Raw genomic sequence first — 19,564 nt, 5'->3', positions numbered from 1 at the left:
GCCGCCGGTCCGCTCGCCGGGCGTGGTCCGGCCTACGCGGGGACGGCGGCCTCGGCCGCCTCCACGACGTTGGCCAACAGCATTGCACGAGTCATGGGGCCGATGCCGCCGGGCATCGGCGCGAGATACCCGGCCACTTCGCGCACCTCGGGCGCGACGTCGCCGGTGTAGCGGCCCTTGCCGTCAGGACCGACGACGCGGGTGATGCCGACGTCGAGGACGGCCGCCCCCGGCTTGACCATGTCGGCAGTGAGCAGCCCCGGCACCCCGGCCGCGGCGATGACGATGTCGGCGCGCCGCACGGTGGCGGCGAGGTCGCGGGTGCCGGTGTGGCAGATGGTGACGGTGGCGTTCTCGCTGCGACGCGAGAACAGCAGGCCCATCGGGCGGCCCGCGGTGACCCCGCGCCCGACGACCACCATCTCGGCGCCGTCGGTGGGGACGTCGTAGCGGCGCAGCAGCTCGAGGCAGCCGCGCGGGGTGCAGGGCAGCGGCGCCGGCTGCATGAGCACCAGCTTGCCGAGGTTCTGCGGGTGCAGCCCGTCGGCGTCCTTGACGGGGTCGATGGCCGACAGCACCCGCTCGTCGTCCAGGCCCTTCGGCAGTGGCAGCTGGACGATGAAGCCGTGACACGCGGGGTCGTCGTTGAGCTGGGCGACGGCCGCCTCGACCTCGGCCTGGGTAGCCGTGGCGGGCAGCTCGACCTGCAGGGACTCGACGCCGACCTCGGCGCAGTCGCGATGCTTGCCGGCGACGTACGCATGGCTGCCGGGGTCGTCGCCGACCAGGACCGTGCCCAGCCCCGGGACGATGCCCCGCTCGCCCAGGGCCTTGACCCGGGCGGTGAGCTCGGAACGGATGGTGGCCGCCGTGTTCTTGCCGTCGAGAATCTTCGCGCTCACGTATCTGATTCTCGCATGGTCCGGACCGGCGGCCGACCGGTGCTCAGCCGCTCTTGCGGCGGAACATCCGCTGGGTCTTCGCCGCGTCCTCGTGGGACGGGCCGGTGCCGGACGCTTGGTCGTCCGGGTGCTCGTGATCGGCGGACTTCTTCCGCTCCAAGGCCTCGCGCATCTTGGCCTTGAGATCGTCGTTACCGCCGGACTTCTTGGCTGCCATGCTCGTCACCCTACCCCGCGGGCCGCGGCGGCCATCGGCGGTTCGTCCTGGCCCGGCAGCCCGCGTCCCGCCCTGCGCGGCCCTGCTCAGGTCGTGGCGCGACGGCGGAGCGCCGAGTGCGGCACCCACCCGGCTCGACCAGCGGCGTTGACACACCAGCTCCAACCCGACTCGGGGTCGTCTGCCGTGACCGTCAGCGCCTCTCCGGCGCTCACCGGCAGCTCCTGGGTGTCGTAGTGCCGCAGGACGGTGGCCCGCGGCCGGTCGTCGCTCAGCTGCCGTTCGGGCACCCAGCCGGACCCGGACGGCGTCGTGACGAACACGAACGCCGGCCAGGTCGTGTCGCGCTCGCCCACCTCGACGACGTCGCCCGGGCCGACCTGGATCGGGCGGCGGTCGGGGATCTCGTGATCTGCGGCGGCCACGACCTCGTCGGCGGACACGGTCAGTGGAAGAAGTGCCGCGTGCCGGTGAAGTACATGGTCACGCCGGCCTCGCGGGCGGCCGCCACGACCTCCTCGTCGCGCACCGAGCCGCCCGGCTGGACGATGGCGCGGACGCCGGCGTCGGTGAGCACCTGCAGGCCGTCGGCGAAGGGGAAGAACGCGTCGGAGGCGCCGACGGAGCCGGCGGCGCGGTCGCCGGCGCGGGTCACCGCGAGCCGGGCGGAGTCGACGCGGTTGACCTGGCCCATGCCGACGCCGACGGCGGCGCCGCCGCTGGCCAGCAGGATCGCGTTGCTCTTGACCGAGCGCACCGCCCGCCAGGCGAACGCGAGATCGGCCAGCGTCGCGTCGTCGGCCGGCGAACCGGCGGCCAGCGTCCACGTCGCGGGGTCGTCGCCGGGCGCGTCGACGCGGTCGGCCTGCTGCATGAGCAGGCCACCGGAGATCGACCGGGTCTCGACCGGCGCGGCGGCCGAGCCCGCCACCCGCAGCAGGCGCACGTTCTTCTTCTGCGTCAGCAGCTCCAGCGCACCGGGCTCGAAGTCGGGCGCGACGACGACCTCGGTGAAGATGGTCGCGATCAGCTCCGCCGCCTCGGCGGTCACCGGCCGGTTCGCCGCGATGACGCCGCCGTACGCCGACACCGGGTCGGTCGCGTTGGCCTTGCGGTGCGCGTCGGCGATGTCGGCGCCGACGGCGATGCCGCACGGGTTGGCGTGCTTGATGATCGCGACGGCCGGCTCGGCGAAGTCGTGCGCCGAGCGCCACGCGGCGTCGGCGTCGACGTAGTTGTTGTACGACATCTCCTTGCCGTGCAGCTGCTCCGCACCGGCCAGCCCGGGCGCGCCGAAGCCGCTGCGGTAGAGCGCCGCGGCCTGGTGCGGGTTCTCGCCGTACCGGAGGACGGCGCTGCGCTCCCACGTGCCGCCGGCCCACTCGGGGAAGACGGTGCCGTCGGCCGGCGGCGCGACGACGCTGCCCAGCCAGGACGCCACGTGCACGTCGTAGGTGGCGGTGTGGGTGAACGCCTGCAGCGCCAGCCGCTGCCGCTCGCCCAGCGTGAACCCGCCGGCCTCGACGGCGGCCAGCACCTCGCCGTAGCGGGCGGGGTCGACGACGACGGCGACGTTGGCGTGGTTCTTCGCCGCGCCGCGGACCATCGACGGGCCGCCGATGTCGATCTGCTCGATCACCTCGTCCGGGCCGGCGCCCGAGGCGACCGTCTGCGCGAACGGGTACAGGTTGCTCACCAGCAGCTGGAACGGCTCGATGCCCAACTCGTCGAGCTGGGTGCGGTGGTTCTCCAGGCGGACGTCGGCGAGCAGGCCGGCGTGCACGTTCGGGTGCAGCGTCTTGACCCGGCCGTCGAGGCACTCGGGGAACCCGGTCAGTTCCTCGACGGCGGTCACCGGCACGCCCGCGGCGGCGATGCGGGCCGCCGTCGATCCCGTCGAGACGATCGCGACACCGGCCGCGTGCAGGCCGCGGGCCAGCTCCTCCAGCCCCGTCTTGTCGTAGACGCTGATCAGCGCGCGCCGGATCGGCGTACGGGCCTCGCTCACGGGATGGTGACCTTTCTCTCGGTGATGGTCCAGCCCTCGCGGGCCAGCCGGCCGACGTGGTCGACCAGCTGGGCGCGCTCGGCGACCTTGATGCGCTCGGTGAGGGTGTCCTCGGTGTCGTCGTCGTGCACCGGGACGGCGACCTGCGCGACGATCGGGCCGGTGTCGACCCCTTCGTCGACGAAGAACAGCGTGGCGCCGGTGACCTTGACGCCGTAGGCGAGCGCGTCGCGGGGGCCGTGGATGCCCGGGAACGACGGCAGCAGCGCGTTGTGGGTGTTGAGGTAGCGGTCGCCGAACCGGCTCAGGAAGGCCGGCCCGACCAGCTTGAGGAAGCCCGCCGACACGATGAGGTCGGGGGCGTGCTCGGCGGTCCGCTCGGCCAGCGTGCGGTCCCAGTCGGCGCGCTCGGGGTGGTCCTTCACCCGCTCGACGAACGTCGGCACGCCGGCCTCGGCGGCGAGGTCGAGGGCGCGGATACCGTCACGGTCGGCGCCGACGGCCACCACCGTCGCACCGTAGGAGGGGTCGGCGCACGCGTCGAGCAGGGCGGCGAGGTTGCTGCCGGTACCCGAGACCAGCACCACGATCCGGCAGGTCACCCGGCGACAATACCCGGACCTAGTTCTCTGGTGGCGGGGGTGGTGGTTCCTCTTCTCTTACGGGGACCGGCTCACCCTCTCCTGTGGTTGCGGCCCGGTCCACCGGGTCGGCGTCCGCCGCATGCGCCGCGCCGTCCGCCGTGTGCTCCGTGTCGTCCGCCTCGTCCTCGTCCTCGTCCGCCTCGTCCTCGTCGGCCGCGTCGGCCGGTGTGCGACGGAACCGCAGCACCAGCACGACCACGAGGGCGGGCACCGTGACGAGGCCGAACGTCGCCGCCGCCACCTCCCACGGCACCGGGCCGAGCGCCGTCAGCCGCTCCGCGCCGGCCGACCCGCCCGACAGCAGCGCCAGCACGGCCATCGCGACCGCCGCGATCGCGCCGGCCCCGGCCGCCACGCCGAGCGCCGGGCCCAGCGCCACGCCGCCGTCGTCGTCTCCGCCATCCTCGCCCGGGTCGGCGTCGAAGTCGGCGTCGAGGCCGGGCTCCGGGACCGGGCCGAGCCGCCGGTGCACCATCAACCCGGCCAGCAGGCCCGCCAGCACCGGGCCGGCCACCACCAGCCACGTGAGCGAGCCGGGCAGGTCCGACGGCAGCGCGCCGAACACCGGGACCGCGGGCACCAGGCCGAGCGTGACCCCGTCCGGCGCCACCGAGGTCGCCGTCCCGACCGCGAAGCCGGGTCCGAGCGCGAACGCCGCGGACCACACCACCAGGTTCGGCACCAGCAGCGCGCAGCCCACGATCAGCAGCGTCGCGCCGAGCGGGCCGGCGTCCAGGGCGGTGGCGAGGTCCCCGATCCGGCCGGTGTGGGCGACGAGGCTGACCCCCATCAGCACAGCGCCCACACCGACCAGCCCCGCCACCGCCACGCCCGCGCCGGCCAGTGCCGCGCGCATCAGAGGTGGCACCCGCCACCACCAGTCGGCCAGCAGTCCGGATTCGTGCGCCACCCCGGTCGTCACGGCGGCGCCCGACCACAGCGCCGCCCACAGGACGGCCTCGAACGGGTCGCCCGCGACGTCGTGGCTGGTCGACAGCGCCGCGATGATCCCCGCGCCCACGACGTACGTGACCACGGCCGGCACGACGACGGCGACCGCGCCGCGCGACGTCGCGACCCCGGCCGAGTGCGCCGCCCACCTGGCCGACCGGTGCAGCAGCAGCACGAACAGCAGCGTGAGGCCGAGCGGGGCCAGCGTGAACGACCCGCCGCCGACGTCGAGGCCGGCGTGGTGCGCCGTCAGCCAGGCCTGGGAGGCGAACCGCAGCGGATCGCCCAGCGGGCCGACCGCGCCCTCGGCGATCCACACCGCCACGCCCGGCAGCACGCACAGGGCGAACCCGGCCAGCAGCGCCCAGGCCGTCGCGACGATGGCCGCCAGCCACGGGACCCGCGACCCCCACGCCGGCTCATCGCGCCGGAGCAGCGGTCGGGTCAGCAGGTCGGCCACGTCTCCATCGTCACCGCAAAGGGCGCGCGAATCGGCGGCACCACGCCGGTCATGCCCTGATCAGCTGCTATTTCGATGATCGGAATACGAGGAAACGCGCCCGATCACCGAATAAGTCGTGCAACCGTGGAGCGCACTCACGAGTCCTCCTGGGTGTAAGCGGAGATCGACGGGCACAAGGGAGGTTTCGGCATGCGCGAGCCCGCGGAGTTCGACGCGTTCTACGACGCCACGAGCCGGCGTGTGCTGCACCAGCTCTACGCGCTGACCGGAGACCTCGGCCGGGCCCGCGAGTGCACCCAGGAGGCGTACGCGCGGGCCTGGCGCCACTGGCCCGCCGTCACGGCCGCGACCAGCCCGGAAGCCTGGGTCCGCGGCACCGCCTGGCGGCTGGCGTCGGGACGGTGGCGGCGCGGCGGGCGGCTGGCGGCGGCGCCACCCGGCACCGGGTCCGCGGACCTCGTCGCGGCGCTGCTCCGGCTGCCGGAGAAACAGCGCTACGCGATCGTCGTCCGGTATCTCGCCGGTGCGGCCGTCGCCGACATCGCGGCCGAGACCGGAACGTCCGTCGCGACCGTCGAGAACCGCCTCGCGAAGGCGCATGCCACCCTGACTCGCATTCTCCCCGGCGACATCGCCGCACTCACCGGAGGCCACCGTGTCTGACAGCCTCGACGACAGCCTTTCCCGGCGCTTGTCGTCGCTCGAATCGGACCTAGGGGGCGTATCGCTGCCCGGGCCGGCCGCCGCGCGGCGCCGTGCCGCGCAGCGGACCCGCAACCAGGTCACCGGCGGTGTGCTGGCCGGGGTGGCGGCGGTGGCGCTGGGCGTGTTCGCGGTCAGCCCGCCCGACTTCGTCGCGTCTCCGGACCCGGCCGGGACCCCCACCGACTCCCCCACCCCCACGACCATCCCCACCACGACGCCGCCGACGCCGACCACCCCGCCGCCGACGACGCCGCCCAGTTCCGACCCCACCAGCGACGAGAGCCCCGACGGCGGCGGCCAGGACGGCGGCGGGTCCGGCTCGCTGGCCGTGCCGCCCGGCACGCTGATCGACCTCGAGTACCTGGTCCGCGGCCAGGAGTCCCCGTCCGACTGGGTCGAGGTCCCCACGGGCGACAGCTGGCTGCCGTGCATGCCGGCCGCCGGGTCGGACGCGGCCGCGATCGCGTTCCAGGTCGACGACTACTACCGGGTCGAGCACATCGTCGAGCCGGCCGGGCCGGACGCCGAGGCCCGCCTCGCCGAGTTGCGCGACGGCATCACCTCGTGCGCCGACGGCGGCGAGAACAGCCTCATCCAGGTGTGGCAGGTCACCGGGGTGGGCGACGAGACGTACCTGCTGGCCTGGCAGGGGCCGCCGAACACCGAGGAGACCGCGACCTACGTGGAGGCGACCCTGACCCGGGCCGGCGACTTCGTCGAGATCGTCATCCGTGGCGGCGAGGGCCAGGACTACAACGGCGTCCCGCAGACGAACGACGCGGTCGAGGCGATCAGCCGGCTGTGCGCGGTCGTGGACACCGAGTGCCCGGCGCAGCCGCAGCGCGAGCAGCTCTACCCCGAGCCGGTCGGCGACCTCGACGGCTGGCTGACCGCCGACGACGTCGCCGAGGCGGGCCTGACCGATCTCACCGCGGGCAGCGAGGTGGCCGACTCCACCGAGATCGGGATGGCCGACTACGGCTTCGTCGGCCTGATGCGCGACCCGTTCGCCGACGGCGCCGAGTCGCTCGAGCGGCGCGACTACTCCGATCCGGAGGACATCGGCGGCGCCCAGCTCGCGCAGTTCCGGGCGACCTTTCCGGACGCCGCGTCGGCCCGGGCCCACTACGACGCGCTGGCGGCGGAGGCCGAGCAGGCCACCCAGCCGGGCGACGTCGTCGAGAACACCGGCACGGTCAGCGGCGACGGCTACGACGGCACCAGCTGGCAGCTGACGAACACCGAGTACGGGACGTCCTGGCTCTACGGCGCCGCCGTCAGCGGGAACGTCGTCACGGCCGTCTACTACGGTCTGATCGGCGACGAGCTCACGCCCGACCAGATGCGGCAGCTGATCGACCTCGCCGCACAGCGGATCGGGGGGTGACGAGATGGCCGCCGACAGCACCGACTTCGACGAGTTCTACAACGCCACCCACCGCCGCGTCCTGCACCAGATGTACGCCATGACCGGCAACCTCGCCGACGCACAGGAGTGCACGCAGGAGGCGTACGCCCGGGCGTGGCAGCGGTGGAAGACGGTCAGCCAGGCGAGCAGCCCGGAGGCCTGGATCCGCACCGTCGCCTGGCGCATCGCCGCCAGCCGCTGGCGCAAGGCGAAGAACGGCGTCACGGCGCTGGTCAAGCACGGAGTGCCGGACCACTCGCCGTCGCCTGACCCCGACCACGTCGCGCTGGTCACGGCGCTCAAGCAGATCCCGGAGAGCCAGCGGCAGGCGATCGTCCTGCACCACCTGGTCGGGATGAGCGTCGACGACATCGCGGCCGAGACGGGCGCGCCGTCGGGGACCATCAAGGCGCGCCTGTCGCGGGGGCGGGCGGCGCTGGCACACCTGCTCACCGACAGCGGCGACGCCGCGGGATTACCGGCGGGAGGTGAAGCGTCGTGACGGCAGGACCGGACGACGAACTGGGCCGGCGGCTCACCGGCCTGTCCGCCGACCTCGACGGCGTCTCGCTGCCGGGCCCGTCGGCGGCCCGGCGGCGCGGCGCACGGCGGACCCGGCACCAGGTCACCGGCGGCGTGCTGGCCGGCGTGGCGGCGGTCGCGGCCGGTGTGCTCGTCATCAACCCGGCCGGCCTCGGCACGTCACCCGAACCGGCGCCGCCGGCCAGCCTGTCGACGCTGACCACGGAGGCGCCGACGACCGCGGCGACCGACCTGGGCGACGCGCTGCTCACGGCCGACGACGTCGCCGCCGCCACGCAGACGGACGGGTGGCAGCGGCAGGACGAGCGGCTGACCGGGCTCTCCTGCGACCCCGGCGACGAACTTCCTCGCATCAGCGCCATCACCGAGCGCGCCGACGTCACCTTCGCGGCGCCCGACGGCCTCGCGGTGCGCCAGGATCTCGCCCGGTTCGGCGCCGACCCGTCGCTGCAGGGCCTCTGGGACCAGTTGCAGACCTGCCTGCCCGACCGCGGCGCCGACGACCTGCCGGTGGTCACCGACGAGTACGCGCTCGACGGTGTCGGCGACGAGGGCCTGATGGTCCGCTACTACGTGGACCCGTCCGTGCCCGGCTCCGAGGCGGTGACGATCTCGCTGGTCCGCTACCAGGACCTCGTCAGCGTCACGGCGCGCGCCGAACCGCAGGAGAACACCGCCGGCGGCGAGATCGACACCGCCCTGCCGGTCGCCGCGGCCGAACGGATGTGCTCCACCGTGTTCGGCACGTCCTGCGTGAGCGACCCGGCCCTGGCCGACCTCGCCGGCACCGGTGTCGGCGCCGGCCCGGGTCCCGGCGCGAGCGACGAGCCCACGGAGGCGCCGACCGGCGACCCCACCGGCGACGCGACCGGCGATCCGCCGACCGGCGACCCGACGATGCCGGAGTACGGCCCGCACGAGCTCGCCGACGACCCGTTCCTCACCGAGGCCGACGTCGCCACCGTCGGCACCGCCACCGGGTTCGTCCGGCGGCCGGAGATGGACATCGACTTCGGCGCGGCGCCGTGCCTGCAGGACCCGATGGACTACGGCGCGATCACCGTCGCCGCGCTCGGCTACAACCACGACCTCGACGCGTCGCTCTACGAATGGGTGGGGCTGCTGCCCGACGCCGACGCGGCGTTCCGGGCGGTCGCCGCGCACACGTCGCTGCCGGAGCAGTGCGGCGACGTGGGGGCGGACCGCGTGCAGACGGTGGGCGAGCCGGTCGCCGTCGACGTGGCCGGCGCCGACGACGCCGTCGTCTGGGCCGTCCGGAACGACCCGGGCCCGGACGACCAGGGCTCGGAGTGGACGACCGCCAACGTCGGCATCGCCCGGGCGGGCAACATCGTCGTGGCGGTCGGGTTCACTGGCATGGGCGACCCGTCCGGCGGCGACTGGCCCGGCGTCGCGGACGGGCTGCTGGCCTCCGCGCTGGAGCGGGCGGTGGGCTGAGATCGTCGTACGCTGCGCTCATGGAGCGCACCGACGCCGAGGCCCTCGACCGCGACGACCCGCTGGCGCGGCTGCGCGACCGGTTCGACCTGCCGGACGGGCTGATCTACCTCGACGGCAACTCGCTCGGCCCGCTGCCCCGCGGCGTGGCCGAGCGGGTGGGCCGGCTGGTCGGCGCCGAGTGGCGCGACGACCTCATCACGTCGTGGAACGCGCACGGCTGGTACGACCTCCCGGCGACGGTCGGCGCGAAGCTCGAGCGGCTGCTCGGCGCCGAGCCCGGCACCGTCACCGTCGGCGACTCCACCAGCGTGCAACTGTTCAAGCTGCTGGTGGCGGGCGCGCGGCTGCGGCCGGACCGCCGGGTCGTCGTCACCGAACCGGGCAACTTCCCCACCGACTCCTACGTCATCGACGGCGTCGCGCGGCTGCTCGGCCTGTCGGTGCGCTGGTGGTCCGCCTCGTCGGAGCCGTTGAGCGACGTCCTGGACGACGACGTCGCCGTCGTCTCGCTCTGCCACGTCGACTACCGGCTGGGGCGCATGCACGACGGCGCCGCCGTCACCCGGGCGGTGCACGACGCCGGCGCCGTGGTGCTCTGGGACCTCTGCCACTCAGCCGGCGCCGTCGCCGTCGACCTCGCCGGGTGGGCCGCCGACCTCGCCGTGGGCTGCGGCTACAAGTACCTCAACGGCGGGCCCGGCGCGCCCGCGTTCGGCTACGTCGCGCCGCGCTGGCTGGGCGTCGTCGAGCAGCCGATCACCGGCTGGTTCGGGCACGCGACACCGTTCGCGCTGGAACGCGACTACCGGCCGGCCGACGGCGTGCGGCGGCTGCTCAGCGGCACGACGCCGGTCATCGGGACGGCGGTCCTCGACACCGCGCTGGACGCGTTCGACGGCGTCGCGATGGCGGACGTGCGGCGCAAGTCGCTGGCGCTCACCGACCTGTTCCTGACGCTCGCGGCTGAGCGGCTCGCGTCGTTCGGCGTCGAGGCCGAGGTACCGCGCGACCACGCCGCCCGCGGCTCGCAGCTGTGCCTGCGGCTGCCCGAGGCGTACGGGTTCGTGCAGGCCCTCGTCGCCCGCCGCGTCGTCGGCGACTTCCGCGAGCCCGACCTCGCCCGCTTCGGCGTCGCGCCGCTCTACACCCGCTTCGCCGACGTGTACGACGCGGTCGAGCACATGGCCGCCGTCCTGGCCGCCGGCGAGCACCGCCGCCCCGAGAACGTCGCCCGCGCCGCCGTCACCTGACGACGGCCTCGTGCGGCTCAGGGTCGCTCGAGACGGACGGGCTCGGGTCACCAGCCCGGTCGCCACGGTCAGAGCCGGACTCTCACCGCGCATGTGCTCCTTCGTGCACGGCAGCAGCCAGGCTTCTCGTCGCGGAGAGGCTGTATCGAGACCTTCCTGGTGTCACCGAGTCGCTCGTGGCCGAACGTCGCCCGCGCCGCCGTCGCCTGACGACGGCCTCGTGCGGCTCAGGGTCGCTCGAGACGGACGGGCTCGGTCATCAGCCCGGTCGCCACGGTGAGAGCCGGGCTCTCACCGCGCGTGTGCTCCTTCGTGCACGGCAGCAGCCAGGGCTTCTCGTCGCGGAGAGGCTGTATCGAGACCTCCTGGTGTCACCCGAGTCGCTCGTGGCCGAACGTCGCCCGCGCCGCCGTCGCCTGACCCGATCACATCCCTTTGCAATGAGCACCGATACGCACCGGTGCGTATTCGTGCTCATTGCAAAGCGGCCCGCACACCCGCCGAGAGCCCCGGCTCAGCGGGCGCGGTCGTACGTCGCGATGATGACGCCGGTCGTGGTCGGCACCGACTTCACCAGGTCGAACGCCGCCAGCTGGGCGCCGTCGCGGAAGAGCCGGGCGCCGTCGCCGAGGACGAGCGGATGGATGGACAGGACGAAGCGGTCGACGAGGTCGAGGCGGAGCAGCGTCTGCACCAGTTCGCCGCTGCCCAGCACGCCGATGTCGCGCGGCTCGCGCTCCTTGACGGCGGCCAGCTCGCCGCCGCGGACGAGGACGGAGTTCTCCCAGGTCAGCGGCTCGCTCAGGGTGCTGGACACGACGTACTTGGTGGCGGCGTTCAGCACCGGCGTGAACGGGTTGCCGTCGGTCTGCTTCGGCCAGAACCCCTCGAACTGCTGGTACGTGACGCGGCCGAACAGCAGCGGACCGCCCTGCTCGCCCTGCGCCATCCCCTCGCTCATCTCCCGCATCGCGACCTCGTCGGCGTATGGTGCGCCCCAGCCGCCGTGGGCGAAGCCGCCGCGGGTGTCCTCCTGCGGCGCGGCCGGCGCCTGCATGACGCCGTCCAGGCTGACGTTCTCGATGACGATGATCCGGCCCATGAGCCGCCTCCTAAACTAAACCGTGTAGTAAAGTCCTTCCATGAGCGTACCCCAGGACGAGACCCGGTCGGCCCGCAAGCACCGGGCGATCCTCGACGCCGCCACCGAGGTGTTCCTGGCCGACGGGTACGCCGGCACCACCATCGACCGCATCGCGGCCACGGCCGCCGTCTCCAAGCCGACCGTCTACAAGCACTTCGCCGACAAGCCGGCGCTGTTCGCCGCGATCGTCGCCCGCACCGTCGACGAGGCGGCCGAGCCGGTGCACGCCGAGGTCGCCGCCCTGCGCGACACCGGCGACGTCGCGGCCGACCTGCGCGACCTCGCCCGCCGTCAGCTGTCCATGGTCATGCGGCCGCGGCTGCTGCGGCTGCGCCGGCTGGTCATCGGCGAGGCCGGCCGCTTCCCCGAGCTGGGCCGGCTGTTCGCCGAGCGCGGCCCGGCCCGCACCATGGCCGACCTCGCGGCGGCGTTCCGCGGGCTCACCGAGCGCGGCCTGCTCGCCGTCGACGACGCCGACCTCGCGGCGGCGCACTTCAACTGGCTGGTGATGTCGGTGCCGCTGAACCACGCCATGCTCACCGGCGACGACGCTCCCCCGCCGGCCGCGGAGATCGAGCGCTACGCCGACGAGGGCGTGCGGGTCTTCCTCGCCGCCTACGCCGGGAACGGAATCGGCCGGGCCACCCGAAGGCGGCCCGGCCGAGTCTCTCCCGATCCCTGATGGTCAGAGCTTCTGGTAGATCTCCCGCATGAGCCGGGCGGTCTCGCTCGGGGTCTTGCCGACGGCGACACCGGCGGCCTCGAGGGCCTCCTTCTTGGCCTGCGCCGTGCCGGACGAGCCGGACACGATGGCGCCGGCGTGGCCCATGGTCTTGCCCTCGGGCGCGGTGAAGCCGGCCACGTAGCCGACGACCGGCTTGGTGACGTGCTCCTTGATGTAGGCGGCCGCCCGCTCCTCGGCGTCGCCGCCGATCTCGCCGATCATGACGATCGCCTTGGTGTCGGGGTCAGCCTCGAACGCCTCGAGCGCGTCGATGTGCGTGGTGCCGATGACCGGGTCGCCACCGATGCCGACGGCGGTGGAGAAGCCGATGTCGCGCAGCTCGTACATCATCTGGTACGTCAGCGTGCCGGACTTGCTGACCAGGCCGATGGGGCCGGCGCCGGTGATGTCGGCCGGGATGATGCCGGCGTTGGACTTGCCCGGGCTGATGACGCCGGGGCAGTTCGGCCCGACGATGCGGGTCTTGTTGCCCTTCGACTGCGCGTAGGCCCAGAACGCGGCGGTGTCGTGCACCGGGATGCCCTCGGTGATGACGACCAGCAGCTCGATGCCGGCGTCAACCGCCTCGATGACGGCGTCCTTGGTGAACTTCGGCGGGACGAACGCGACCGACACGTTGGCGCCGGTCTTGTCCATCGCCTCGGCGACGGTGCCGTACACGGTGAGGACGGCCTCGGGGCTGAACTCGGTGAAGTCGAGCTCCTGGCCGGCCTTGCGGGCGTTGACGCCGCCGACGATCTTGGCGCCGGCCTTGAGCATGCGCTGCGTGTGCTTGGTGCCCTCGGCGCCGGTGATGCCCTGGACGATGATCCTGCTGTTCTCGTCGAGGAAGATAGCCATGACTCGTCGCCCCTACTTCGCTGCCGCGAGCTCGGCCGCGCGTCGCGCGGCGCCGTCCATGGTGTCGACCTGCTCGATCAGGCCCGCAGGCGCCGTGGCGGCGAACTCCGACAGGATCCGCCGGCCCTCGACCGCGTTGTTGCCGTCGAGACGGACGACCAGCGGCTTGGTGACCTGGTCGCCGCGGCTCTCCAGCAGCCCGAACGCGTGCACGATGCCGTTCGCGACGGCGTCGCAGGCGGTGATGCCGCCGAACACGTTGACGAACACGGCCTTGACCTCGTCGTCGGACAGGATGATCTCCAGCCCGTTCGCCATGACCTCGGCCGACGCGCCGCCGCCGATGTCGAGGAAGTTGGCCGGCTTGACGCCGCCGAACTCCTCACCCGCGTACGCGACGACGTCGAGCGTCGACATGACCAGCCCGGCGCCGTTGCCGATGATGCCGACCTCGCCGGACAGCTTGACGTAGTTGAGGTCCTTCTCCTTGGCGCGCGCCTCGAGCGGGTCGGCGGCGGCCTTGTCCTCGAACTCGGCGTGCTCCGGGTGCCGGAACTCCGCGTTCTCGTCGAGGCTGACCTTGCCGTCGAGCGCGACGACCTTGCCGTCGGGCGTCTTCACCAGCGGGTTGACCTCGACCAGCGTGGCGTCCTCGCTGGTGAACACCGTCCACAGCTGCTGCAGGATGGCGACGACCTGGTCGCGGACGTCGGGGCCGAACCCGGCGGCGTCGGCGATCTCGGCCGCCTTCGCGGCGTCGACACCCTCGATGGCGTCGACCGGGACGCGGGCCAGCGCCTCGGGCCGCTCGACCGCCAGCTGCTCGATCTCCATGCCGCCCTCGACGCTGGCCATGGCCAGGTAGGTGCGGTTGGCGCGGTCGAGCAGGAAGGAGACGTAGTACTCCTGGTCGATGTCGCTGGCCAGGGTGACGAGCACCCGGTGGACCGTGTGGCCCTTGATGTCCATGCCGAGGATGGCCCCGGCCTTCTCGGCGGCCTCGTCGGGCGTCTCGGCCAGCTTGACGCCACCGGCCTTGCCGCGGCCGCCCGTCTTCACCTGCGCCTTGACGACCACCTGGTCGCCGATCTCGGCCGCCGCCGCGCGGGCGTCCTCGGCCGTCTCGACCACGGAGCCCGGCAGCACCGGGACCTCGTGCTTGGCGAAGAGCTCCTTCGCCTGGTACTCCATCAGGTCCACGCGAATCCATCCCTTGTGTCGGCCGCGATTCGAAGGGCAGCCTATCCGTGCGCGCCGACCGGCACGCCGCCGGGCTCTCACCCGTTCAACCCGGGCGCATGGGTATGCGCCGACCGGGTAGTGAGTAAGGAGAAGGACGCGTCAGACGTCGACGCCCTGCTCCTGGAGCCAGGAGCGGGGGTTCACCGGGTCGCCGCCGCCGGGGTGCACCTCGAGGTGCAGGTGCGGCCCGGTGGAGTTGCCGGTGGAGCCGACGCGGCCGATGACCTCGCCGGGTGCGACCTCGCCGGAGCGAAGGACGAAGCGGGAGAGGTGGCAGTACCAGGTCTCGGTGCCGTCCCAGTGGCGCACGACGATCTTGTTGCCGTACGGGCCGTCGTAGCCGGCGAAGATGATCTCACCCGACGAGATGCTCCGGACCTCGGTGCCGGTCGGGGCGGCGAAGTCGAGGCCCGTGTGGCGGTTGGACCACATGGAGCCACCGGCGCCGAAGCCGGCGGTGATGCGGTAGTCGTCGACCGGGAGCAGCCAGCGCTTGGACTCGCGCTCGGCGCGGGCGGCCTCTTCGGCGGCCTCGATGCGCTGCTGCTCGACGATGCGGGTGTGCGCTTCCTGCGCGACCTCGCCGGTCTCGGCCGCGAGCGACTGCTCCGCGGCGACCAGGGTGTCGAGTGCGCCGCCCTCGGTCGGGTGACCCGCTTCCTGGGGGCGCTGCGCGATGGCGTTGAGTCCGTCCGAGCTGTCGGTCGAGCCGACAGCGTGTGGCATGGCCAGCGCGCCGGAAGCCGCTGCTGCTACCGCTACGGAGCCCACCACCGACGGGACACTGACGTGCCTGCGGCGGCTACGGTGACGCCCGCTGCCGGAGCGTTGCGACACGCCAGGACCTTTCGCCGGGGACAAGGACTCGGAGGACATTAACCGGCCCCTAGGGGTCCTGCCAAACGCCTCCTCCCCAGCGTTTTGCCACGTGATCACGGACTGTGACGCCGGAAGCAACCCTGTGTAGCCCGTAATCGGGTCGTGACCTCGGTGGACGGAGGAACCTTGATCACCGTTGTGAGTGCAAGGTTCGTGACGCTCTGTGACATGTGATCTGCGTCACATCAGGCAACCGTCATCCACCCTGATGAGTCCGCCTCCACCGAACGGACGGTGGGCGCCTCGTCTGCAGGTACTGTCGACAACAGCCGTCGGATCAGCGTTGTTCCTGGAGGTAGTCATGGCGGACGGACGTCCCCTGCGCGTCGTGGTCGCGAAGCCCGGTCTCGACGGGCACGATCGCGGCGCCAAGGTGGTGGCACGTGCGCTGCGTGACGCCGGTGTCGAGGTCATCTACACCGGGCTGCACCAGACGCCCGAGCAGATCGTCGAGGCCGCCATCCAGGAGGACGCCGACGCCGTCGGGCTGTCCATCCTGTCCGGCGCGCACATGACGCTGTTCAAGCGGGTGCTCGAACTGCTGGCCGAGCGCGACGCCCGCGACATCGTGGTGTTCGGCGGGGGCATCATCCCCGGCGCCGACATCCCGCTGCTGACGGAGCTGGGCGTCGCCCGGGTGTTCACCCCGGGAGCCTCGACCCAGGAGATCATCGAGTGGGTCGACACTCTGCGTGACCGCGCGCAGGCCTCCTGACCAGAAAGTCGCATGAAAATCCTTTCCGCCGATAGCACTCGTATGCCCTGACTCGGTAAGGTTTGCCGGAAATTCACCGAGTTGCGGCCCGCCGCTCGATGACGGGTCGTCCGTCCTCGATGGGGTGAACTCCGTGCTGAATCGACGTGATCGCGCCGCCCTCGCCGCCGCCGTACTACTGACCGGCGGCCTGCTCGTCGTCCCGGCGGCCGCCGCCGTCGAACCGGACGACCTCACGCGCCCAGGCGAGTCGGTGCTGGCCGACACCGGCCGGCAGGCCATCGCACCGGGGATGGAGCTGACGACGTTCTCCCGGCTGGAGGACGGCGGCTGGAACGCCGGCAGCGTCCTCGAGGTCGACCTCGACTCCGGCGTCACGCTCGACTACCAGTACTCCGGCGAGGTGACGACGACCGCCACCGTCCGGTCGCTGGCCGAGGCGAGCGGCGCGACGGCCGCGATCAACGGCGACTTCTACGACATCAACAACTCCAACGCGCCGCTCGGCGCCGGCGTGAGCCGCGACGAGGGCGTGGTCACCGGCCCGACCGCCGGCCACGAGAACGCGCTCGCCGTGTCCAGCAGCGGCGCCGCCGCGCTCGCCCAGGTGTTCCTGGAGGGCACCGCGGTCACCGGCGACGGCGTCAGCCTCCGGCTCGCGGGCGTGAACACGTTCGCCCTGCCCGCGGACGGCGTCGGCGTCTTCACGTCGCAGTGGGGCGGTTACACGCGGGCGAACACCGTCGGCGCCGCCACGAACCGGGCCGAGGTCACCGTCGTCGACGGCGTGGTGACGGCGGTCGGCACGACGCTGGGCGCCGGGCCGATCGCGCCGGGCACCGTCGTGCTGGTCGGCCGCGACGCCGGCGCCGCGTCGCTGCTCGCACTGGCGCCCGGCGACACCGTCGACGTCTCCTATGCGCCGCGCTCGGACCTCGAGGACGTCGTCGTCGCGGTCGGCGGCAACCACCTGCTGGTCGACGACGGCGTGCAGCGGAGCTTCACCGACACCGAGCCGGCCGCGCGCACGGCCATCGGGCTGTCCGAGGACGGCCGCACCATGTATCTGGTGTCCCTCGACGGCAAGCAGGCCCACTCGCGCGGCATGACGCTGACCGAGTTCGCCGAGCTGATGGCCGACCTCGGCGCCTACGACGCCTTGAACATCGACGGCGGTGGCTCGTCCACGCTCGTGGTCCGCGACCCGGGCACCGACGACCACACCGTCGTCAACAGCCCTTCCGACGGCGGCGAGCGCTCGGTCGCCAACGGCCTGGCGCTGTTCGCGGCCGAGGGCTCCGGCGAGCTGGACGGCTTCCGCGTCCTCGCCGGCGACGAGGAGAACACCGACCGCGTCTTCCCCGGGCTCACCCGCACCGTCGAGGCGCGCGGTCACGACGAGACGTTCGCGCCGGTCGAGGCGCGGCCGCGGTGGACGACGTCGGACCGGCGGGTCGCGTCGGTGCTGCGCGGCGCCACCCCTGACACCGCCGTCGTCACCGGCATCGCGCCGGGCGACGCGGACGTGCGGGCCGACCTGCGCGGCTCGGCGGGCGCGCTGGGCATCACGGTGCTCGGCGAGCTGCGGCGGCTGGAGCCGACCGCCACGCTGCTCCCGCTGGCCGGCGCCGGCAGCACCGGGAGCCTCGCGCTCACCGGCTACGACATCGACGGCTACCGGGCACCGATCGAGCCGGCCGACGTCACCGTCACCGGCGGCGAGGGCGTCGTCGAGCTGGTGCCCGACGGCGCCGGGTTCAGCGTGCGGCCGCTGGTCGAGACCGGCTCGGCGCTGGTCACGCTGACCGCGGCCGGGGTGAGCACCAGCGTCGCCGTCACCGTCGGACTGACCGAGGAGCCGGCCGCGACCTTCGGCGACGCCGCGAGCTGGACCGTCAGCTTCGCCCGCGCCACCGGCACGATCGCACCGGCGCAGGGCCCGGACGGCCGCGACGGCATCAGGCTGACGTACGACTTCACCGGGCCGAACACCCGGGCCGCGTACGCCGCGCCGCCGGCCCAGTTCACCCTGCCCGGCCAGCCGCAGACCATCAAGGCGTGGGTGAACGGCGACGGCCAGGGCACCTGGATCCGGATGCGCGTCTACGACCCCAACGGCACGCTGCTCACGCTCAACGGCGGCTACACCACGTTCACCGGCTGGCAGCAGCTCACCTTCCCGGTCCCGGCCGGCACGCAATACCCCTTGCGGTTCCGCGACGTCTACGCGGTGGAGGCCTCCGGCGCGCGCAGCTACACCGGCACGACGGCGTTCAGCGACATCACGGTCGAGATCGCGCCCGAGGTCGAGCTGCCGGCCACCGAGCGGTTCGCCGACCCCGTCATCGTCACCAACGGCAGCGCCGACGACGCCGGCCAGCGCATCGCCGTCATGAGCGACTCCCAGTTCGTCGGGCGCGACCCTGACAGCGACATCGTCCAGGCCGCGCGCCGGACGCTGCGCGAGATCGTCGCCGAGGACCCGGACGCCCTGGTCATCAACGGCGACCTCGTCGACGAGGCGGCCCCGGTCGACTTCGACCTCGCCCGCCGGGTGCTGGACGAGGAGCTGGCCGGCGTCGACTTCCCCTGGTACTACGTGCCCGGCAACCACGAGGTGCAGGGCGGCCCGATCGGCAACTTCATCGACGAGTTCGGCGCCACCCAGCACACCGCCGATCTCGCCACGGACGACGGCACGACCCGCGTCATCACGCTGAACTCCGCGTTCGGGACGCTGCGCGGCGGCGGGTTCGCGCAGCTCGCCGAGCTGCGGCGGGCGCTGGACGAGGCCGCGGCGGACGACGACGTCACCGGGGTGCTGGTCTTCGCGCACCACCCGCCGAACGACCCGCTGCCGACGGCGAACAGCCAGCTGGCGGATCGACGCGAGGCCGCGATGCTGGAGACGTGGCTGGCCGGCTTCGAGGCGTCCAGCGACAAGTCCGCGGCGTTCGTCGGCGCCCACGCGGGCGTGTTCGACGCCGGCTCCGTCGACGGCGTCCCGTTCCTCGTCAACGGCAACTCCGGCAAGGGTCCGGCGTCCACCCCGGACAACGGCGGGTTCACCGGCTGGACGCTGCTCGGCCTGGACCCGGCCTTCGGCGACCGGGGCGACGACGACGCCTGGCTGACGGCCGAGGTGCGGGCCCGGGTCGACGCGATCGCGCTGACGGCTCCGGCGACGCTGGCGCCGGGCGCGACCGGCGCAGTGTCGGCGACGGTCGAGCAGGACGGCACGCGGACGGTCCCGGTGCGGTGGCCGATGTCGGCGCAGTGGGGCGGCACCGCCGTCCACGTCGGCCCGGCGGACACGGCGCCGCGCTGGGCCGTCGTCGCCGTCGACCCGGCGGCCGGCACGGTCCAGGGGCTGCGGCCGGGCGCCGCCACCGTCAGCGTCACGGTGAACGGGGAGACCGCGACCCGGCAGATCGACGTCGCCTGACG

The 19,564-nt window shown here is 73.3% G+C and carries 18 protein-coding genes; 8 read left to right on the top strand and 10 right to left on the bottom strand.

What is annotated here, in order from left to right; all coding sequences use genetic code 11:
• Positions 1 to 32: 32 nt before the first annotated feature.
• The 6 genes from BLV02_RS27885 to BLV02_RS27860 all read right to left on the bottom strand — a co-directional run bounded on the left by BLV02_RS27885 (position 33) and on the right by BLV02_RS27860 (position 5,182).
• A complete protein-coding gene (locus BLV02_RS27885) occupies positions 33 to 902 on the bottom strand; it encodes a bifunctional methylenetetrahydrofolate dehydrogenase/methenyltetrahydrofolate cyclohydrolase (RefSeq protein ID WP_069112506.1) in 870 nt (289 codons plus the stop codon).
• Positions 903 to 945: 43 nt separating this feature from the next.
• Positions 946 to 1,119, bottom strand: a complete 174-nt coding sequence (locus tag BLV02_RS36780; RefSeq protein ID WP_171906786.1) for a DUF5302 domain-containing protein — start codon at positions 1,117 to 1,119, stop codon at positions 946 to 948.
• Positions 1,120 to 1,205: 86 nt separating this feature from the next.
• Entirely contained in the window at positions 1,206 to 1,562 is a 357-nt protein-coding gene (locus BLV02_RS27875; protein ID WP_074946737.1) for an SH3 domain-containing protein, read from the bottom strand.
• 2 nt (positions 1,563 to 1,564) lie between these two features.
• Positions 1,565 to 3,127 (bottom strand): bifunctional phosphoribosylaminoimidazolecarboxamide formyltransferase/IMP cyclohydrolase, encoded by a 1,563-nt coding sequence (purH, locus tag BLV02_RS27870; protein WP_069112504.1) that lies wholly within the window; start codon positions 3,125 to 3,127, stop codon positions 1,565 to 1,567.
• Entirely contained in the window at positions 3,124 to 3,729 is a 606-nt protein-coding gene (gene purN, locus BLV02_RS27865; protein WP_069112503.1) for a phosphoribosylglycinamide formyltransferase, read from the bottom strand. Before purN ends, purH begins: the two co-directional genes overlap by 4 nt.
• Positions 3,730 to 3,748: 19 nt before the next feature.
• Complete coding sequence (locus BLV02_RS27860) at positions 3,749 to 5,182, bottom strand: cell division protein PerM (RefSeq protein WP_069112502.1); 1,434 nt, start codon at positions 5,180 to 5,182, stop codon at positions 3,749 to 3,751.
• 192 nt (positions 5,183 to 5,374) lie between these two features.
• On the opposite strand from BLV02_RS27860, the gene BLV02_RS27855 reads away from it, so the two are divergent.
• The 5 genes from BLV02_RS27855 to kynU are packed head-to-tail and all read left to right on the top strand — an operon-like array spanning position 5,375 to position 10,552.
• Positions 5,375 to 5,848, top strand: a complete 474-nt coding sequence (locus BLV02_RS27855) for a sigma factor-like helix-turn-helix DNA-binding protein (RefSeq protein ID WP_069112501.1) — start codon at positions 5,375 to 5,377, stop codon at positions 5,846 to 5,848.
• Complete coding sequence (locus BLV02_RS27850; protein ID WP_141711661.1) at positions 5,841 to 7,277, top strand: hypothetical protein; 1,437 nt, start codon at positions 5,841 to 5,843, stop codon at positions 7,275 to 7,277. Before BLV02_RS27855 ends, BLV02_RS27850 begins: the two co-directional genes overlap by 8 nt.
• 4 nt (positions 7,278 to 7,281) lie before the next feature.
• Positions 7,282 to 7,800 carry a SigE family RNA polymerase sigma factor gene (locus tag BLV02_RS27845; protein WP_069112499.1) on the top strand — a complete coding sequence of 173 codons (519 nt, stop codon included), beginning with the start codon at positions 7,282 to 7,284 and terminating at the stop codon, positions 7,798 to 7,800.
• Complete coding sequence (locus BLV02_RS27840) at positions 7,797 to 9,299, top strand: hypothetical protein (protein WP_069112498.1); 1,503 nt, start codon at positions 7,797 to 7,799, stop codon at positions 9,297 to 9,299. The genes BLV02_RS27845 and BLV02_RS27840 overlap by 4 nt, the downstream gene beginning before the upstream one ends.
• A 20-nt stretch (positions 9,300 to 9,319) precedes the next feature.
• Positions 9,320 to 10,552 carry a kynureninase gene (kynU, locus tag BLV02_RS27835; protein ID WP_069112497.1) on the top strand — a complete coding sequence of 411 codons (1,233 nt, stop codon included), beginning with the start codon at positions 9,320 to 9,322 and terminating at the stop codon, positions 10,550 to 10,552.
• Between the two features lie 514 nt (positions 10,553 to 11,066).
• Here the strand turns inward: kynU and BLV02_RS27830 are convergent.
• On the bottom strand, positions 11,067 to 11,654 hold the full coding sequence (locus BLV02_RS27830) for a dihydrofolate reductase family protein (RefSeq protein ID WP_069112496.1): 588 nt from the start codon (positions 11,652 to 11,654) through the stop codon (positions 11,067 to 11,069).
• A 40-nt stretch (positions 11,655 to 11,694) separates the two neighbouring features.
• On the opposite strand from BLV02_RS27830, the gene BLV02_RS27825 reads away from it, so the two are divergent.
• A complete protein-coding gene (locus tag BLV02_RS27825) occupies positions 11,695 to 12,378 on the top strand; it encodes a TetR/AcrR family transcriptional regulator (RefSeq protein WP_069112495.1) in 684 nt (227 codons plus the stop codon).
• Between the two features lie 3 nt (positions 12,379 to 12,381).
• Here the strand turns inward: BLV02_RS27825 and sucD are convergent, their stop codons facing one another.
• From sucD to BLV02_RS37305, 3 genes are all read right to left on the bottom strand, one after another.
• A complete protein-coding gene (gene sucD, locus BLV02_RS27820; RefSeq protein WP_069112494.1) occupies positions 12,382 to 13,281 on the bottom strand; it encodes a succinate--CoA ligase subunit alpha in 900 nt (299 codons plus the stop codon).
• A 12-nt stretch (positions 13,282 to 13,293) separates the two neighbouring features.
• On the bottom strand, positions 13,294 to 14,481 hold the full coding sequence (gene sucC / locus BLV02_RS27815; RefSeq protein WP_069112493.1) for an ADP-forming succinate--CoA ligase subunit beta: 1,188 nt from the start codon (positions 14,479 to 14,481) through the stop codon (positions 13,294 to 13,296).
• Positions 14,482 to 14,622: 141 nt separating this feature from the next.
• The gene (locus tag BLV02_RS37305; RefSeq protein WP_069112492.1) at positions 14,623 to 15,249 is read right to left on the bottom strand and encodes a M23 family metallopeptidase; all 627 of its coding nucleotides are present in this window, start codon (positions 15,247 to 15,249) and stop codon (positions 14,623 to 14,625) included.
• 454 nt (positions 15,250 to 15,703) lie between these two features.
• Here BLV02_RS37305 and BLV02_RS27805 point away from each other — a divergent pair, with 454 nt between their 5' ends.
• Together BLV02_RS27805 and BLV02_RS27800 are read left to right on the top strand one after the other, a co-directional pair.
• Positions 15,704 to 16,117 carry a cobalamin B12-binding domain-containing protein gene (locus tag BLV02_RS27805; RefSeq protein ID WP_069112491.1) on the top strand — a complete coding sequence of 138 codons (414 nt, stop codon included), beginning with the start codon at positions 15,704 to 15,706 and terminating at the stop codon, positions 16,115 to 16,117.
• 133 nt (positions 16,118 to 16,250) lie between these two features.
• Positions 16,251 to 19,562, top strand: coding sequence for a phosphodiester glycosidase family protein (locus tag BLV02_RS27800; RefSeq protein ID WP_141711660.1), 3,312 nt, complete (start codon positions 16,251 to 16,253; stop codon positions 19,560 to 19,562).
• Positions 19,563 to 19,564: the final 2 nt, after the last annotated feature.

Source organism: Jiangella alba (genome assembly GCF_900106035.1).
GTDB classification, from domain to species: domain Bacteria; phylum Actinomycetota; class Actinomycetes; order Jiangellales; family Jiangellaceae; genus Jiangella; species Jiangella alba.
Note: the sequence above shows the minus strand (reverse complement) of the source record. Positions and strands in the feature narration are given on the sequence as shown.

Coding starts and splice junctions, on each gene's coding strand:
- BLV02_RS36780 (WP_171906786.1), bottom strand. CDS start 1,119: ATGGCAGCCAAGAAGTCCGGCGGTAACGACGATCTCAAGGCCAAGATG.
- BLV02_RS27855 (WP_069112501.1), top strand. CDS start 5,375: ATGCGCGAGCCCGCGGAGTTCGACGCGTTCTACGACGCCACGAGCCGG.
- BLV02_RS27845 (WP_069112499.1), top strand. CDS start 7,282: ATGGCCGCCGACAGCACCGACTTCGACGAGTTCTACAACGCCACCCAC.
- kynU (WP_069112497.1), top strand. CDS start 9,320: ATGGAGCGCACCGACGCCGAGGCCCTCGACCGCGACGACCCGCTGGCG.
- BLV02_RS27830 (WP_069112496.1), bottom strand. CDS start 11,654: ATGGGCCGGATCATCGTCATCGAGAACGTCAGCCTGGACGGCGTCATG.
- BLV02_RS27825 (WP_069112495.1), top strand. CDS start 11,695: ATGAGCGTACCCCAGGACGAGACCCGGTCGGCCCGCAAGCACCGGGCG.
- sucD (WP_069112494.1), bottom strand. CDS start 13,281: ATGGCTATCTTCCTCGACGAGAACAGCAGGATCATCGTCCAGGGCATC.
- BLV02_RS37305 (WP_069112492.1), bottom strand. CDS start 15,249: ATGCCACACGCTGTCGGCTCGACCGACAGCTCGGACGGACTCAACGCC.
- BLV02_RS27805 (WP_069112491.1), top strand. CDS start 15,704: ATGGCGGACGGACGTCCCCTGCGCGTCGTGGTCGCGAAGCCCGGTCTC.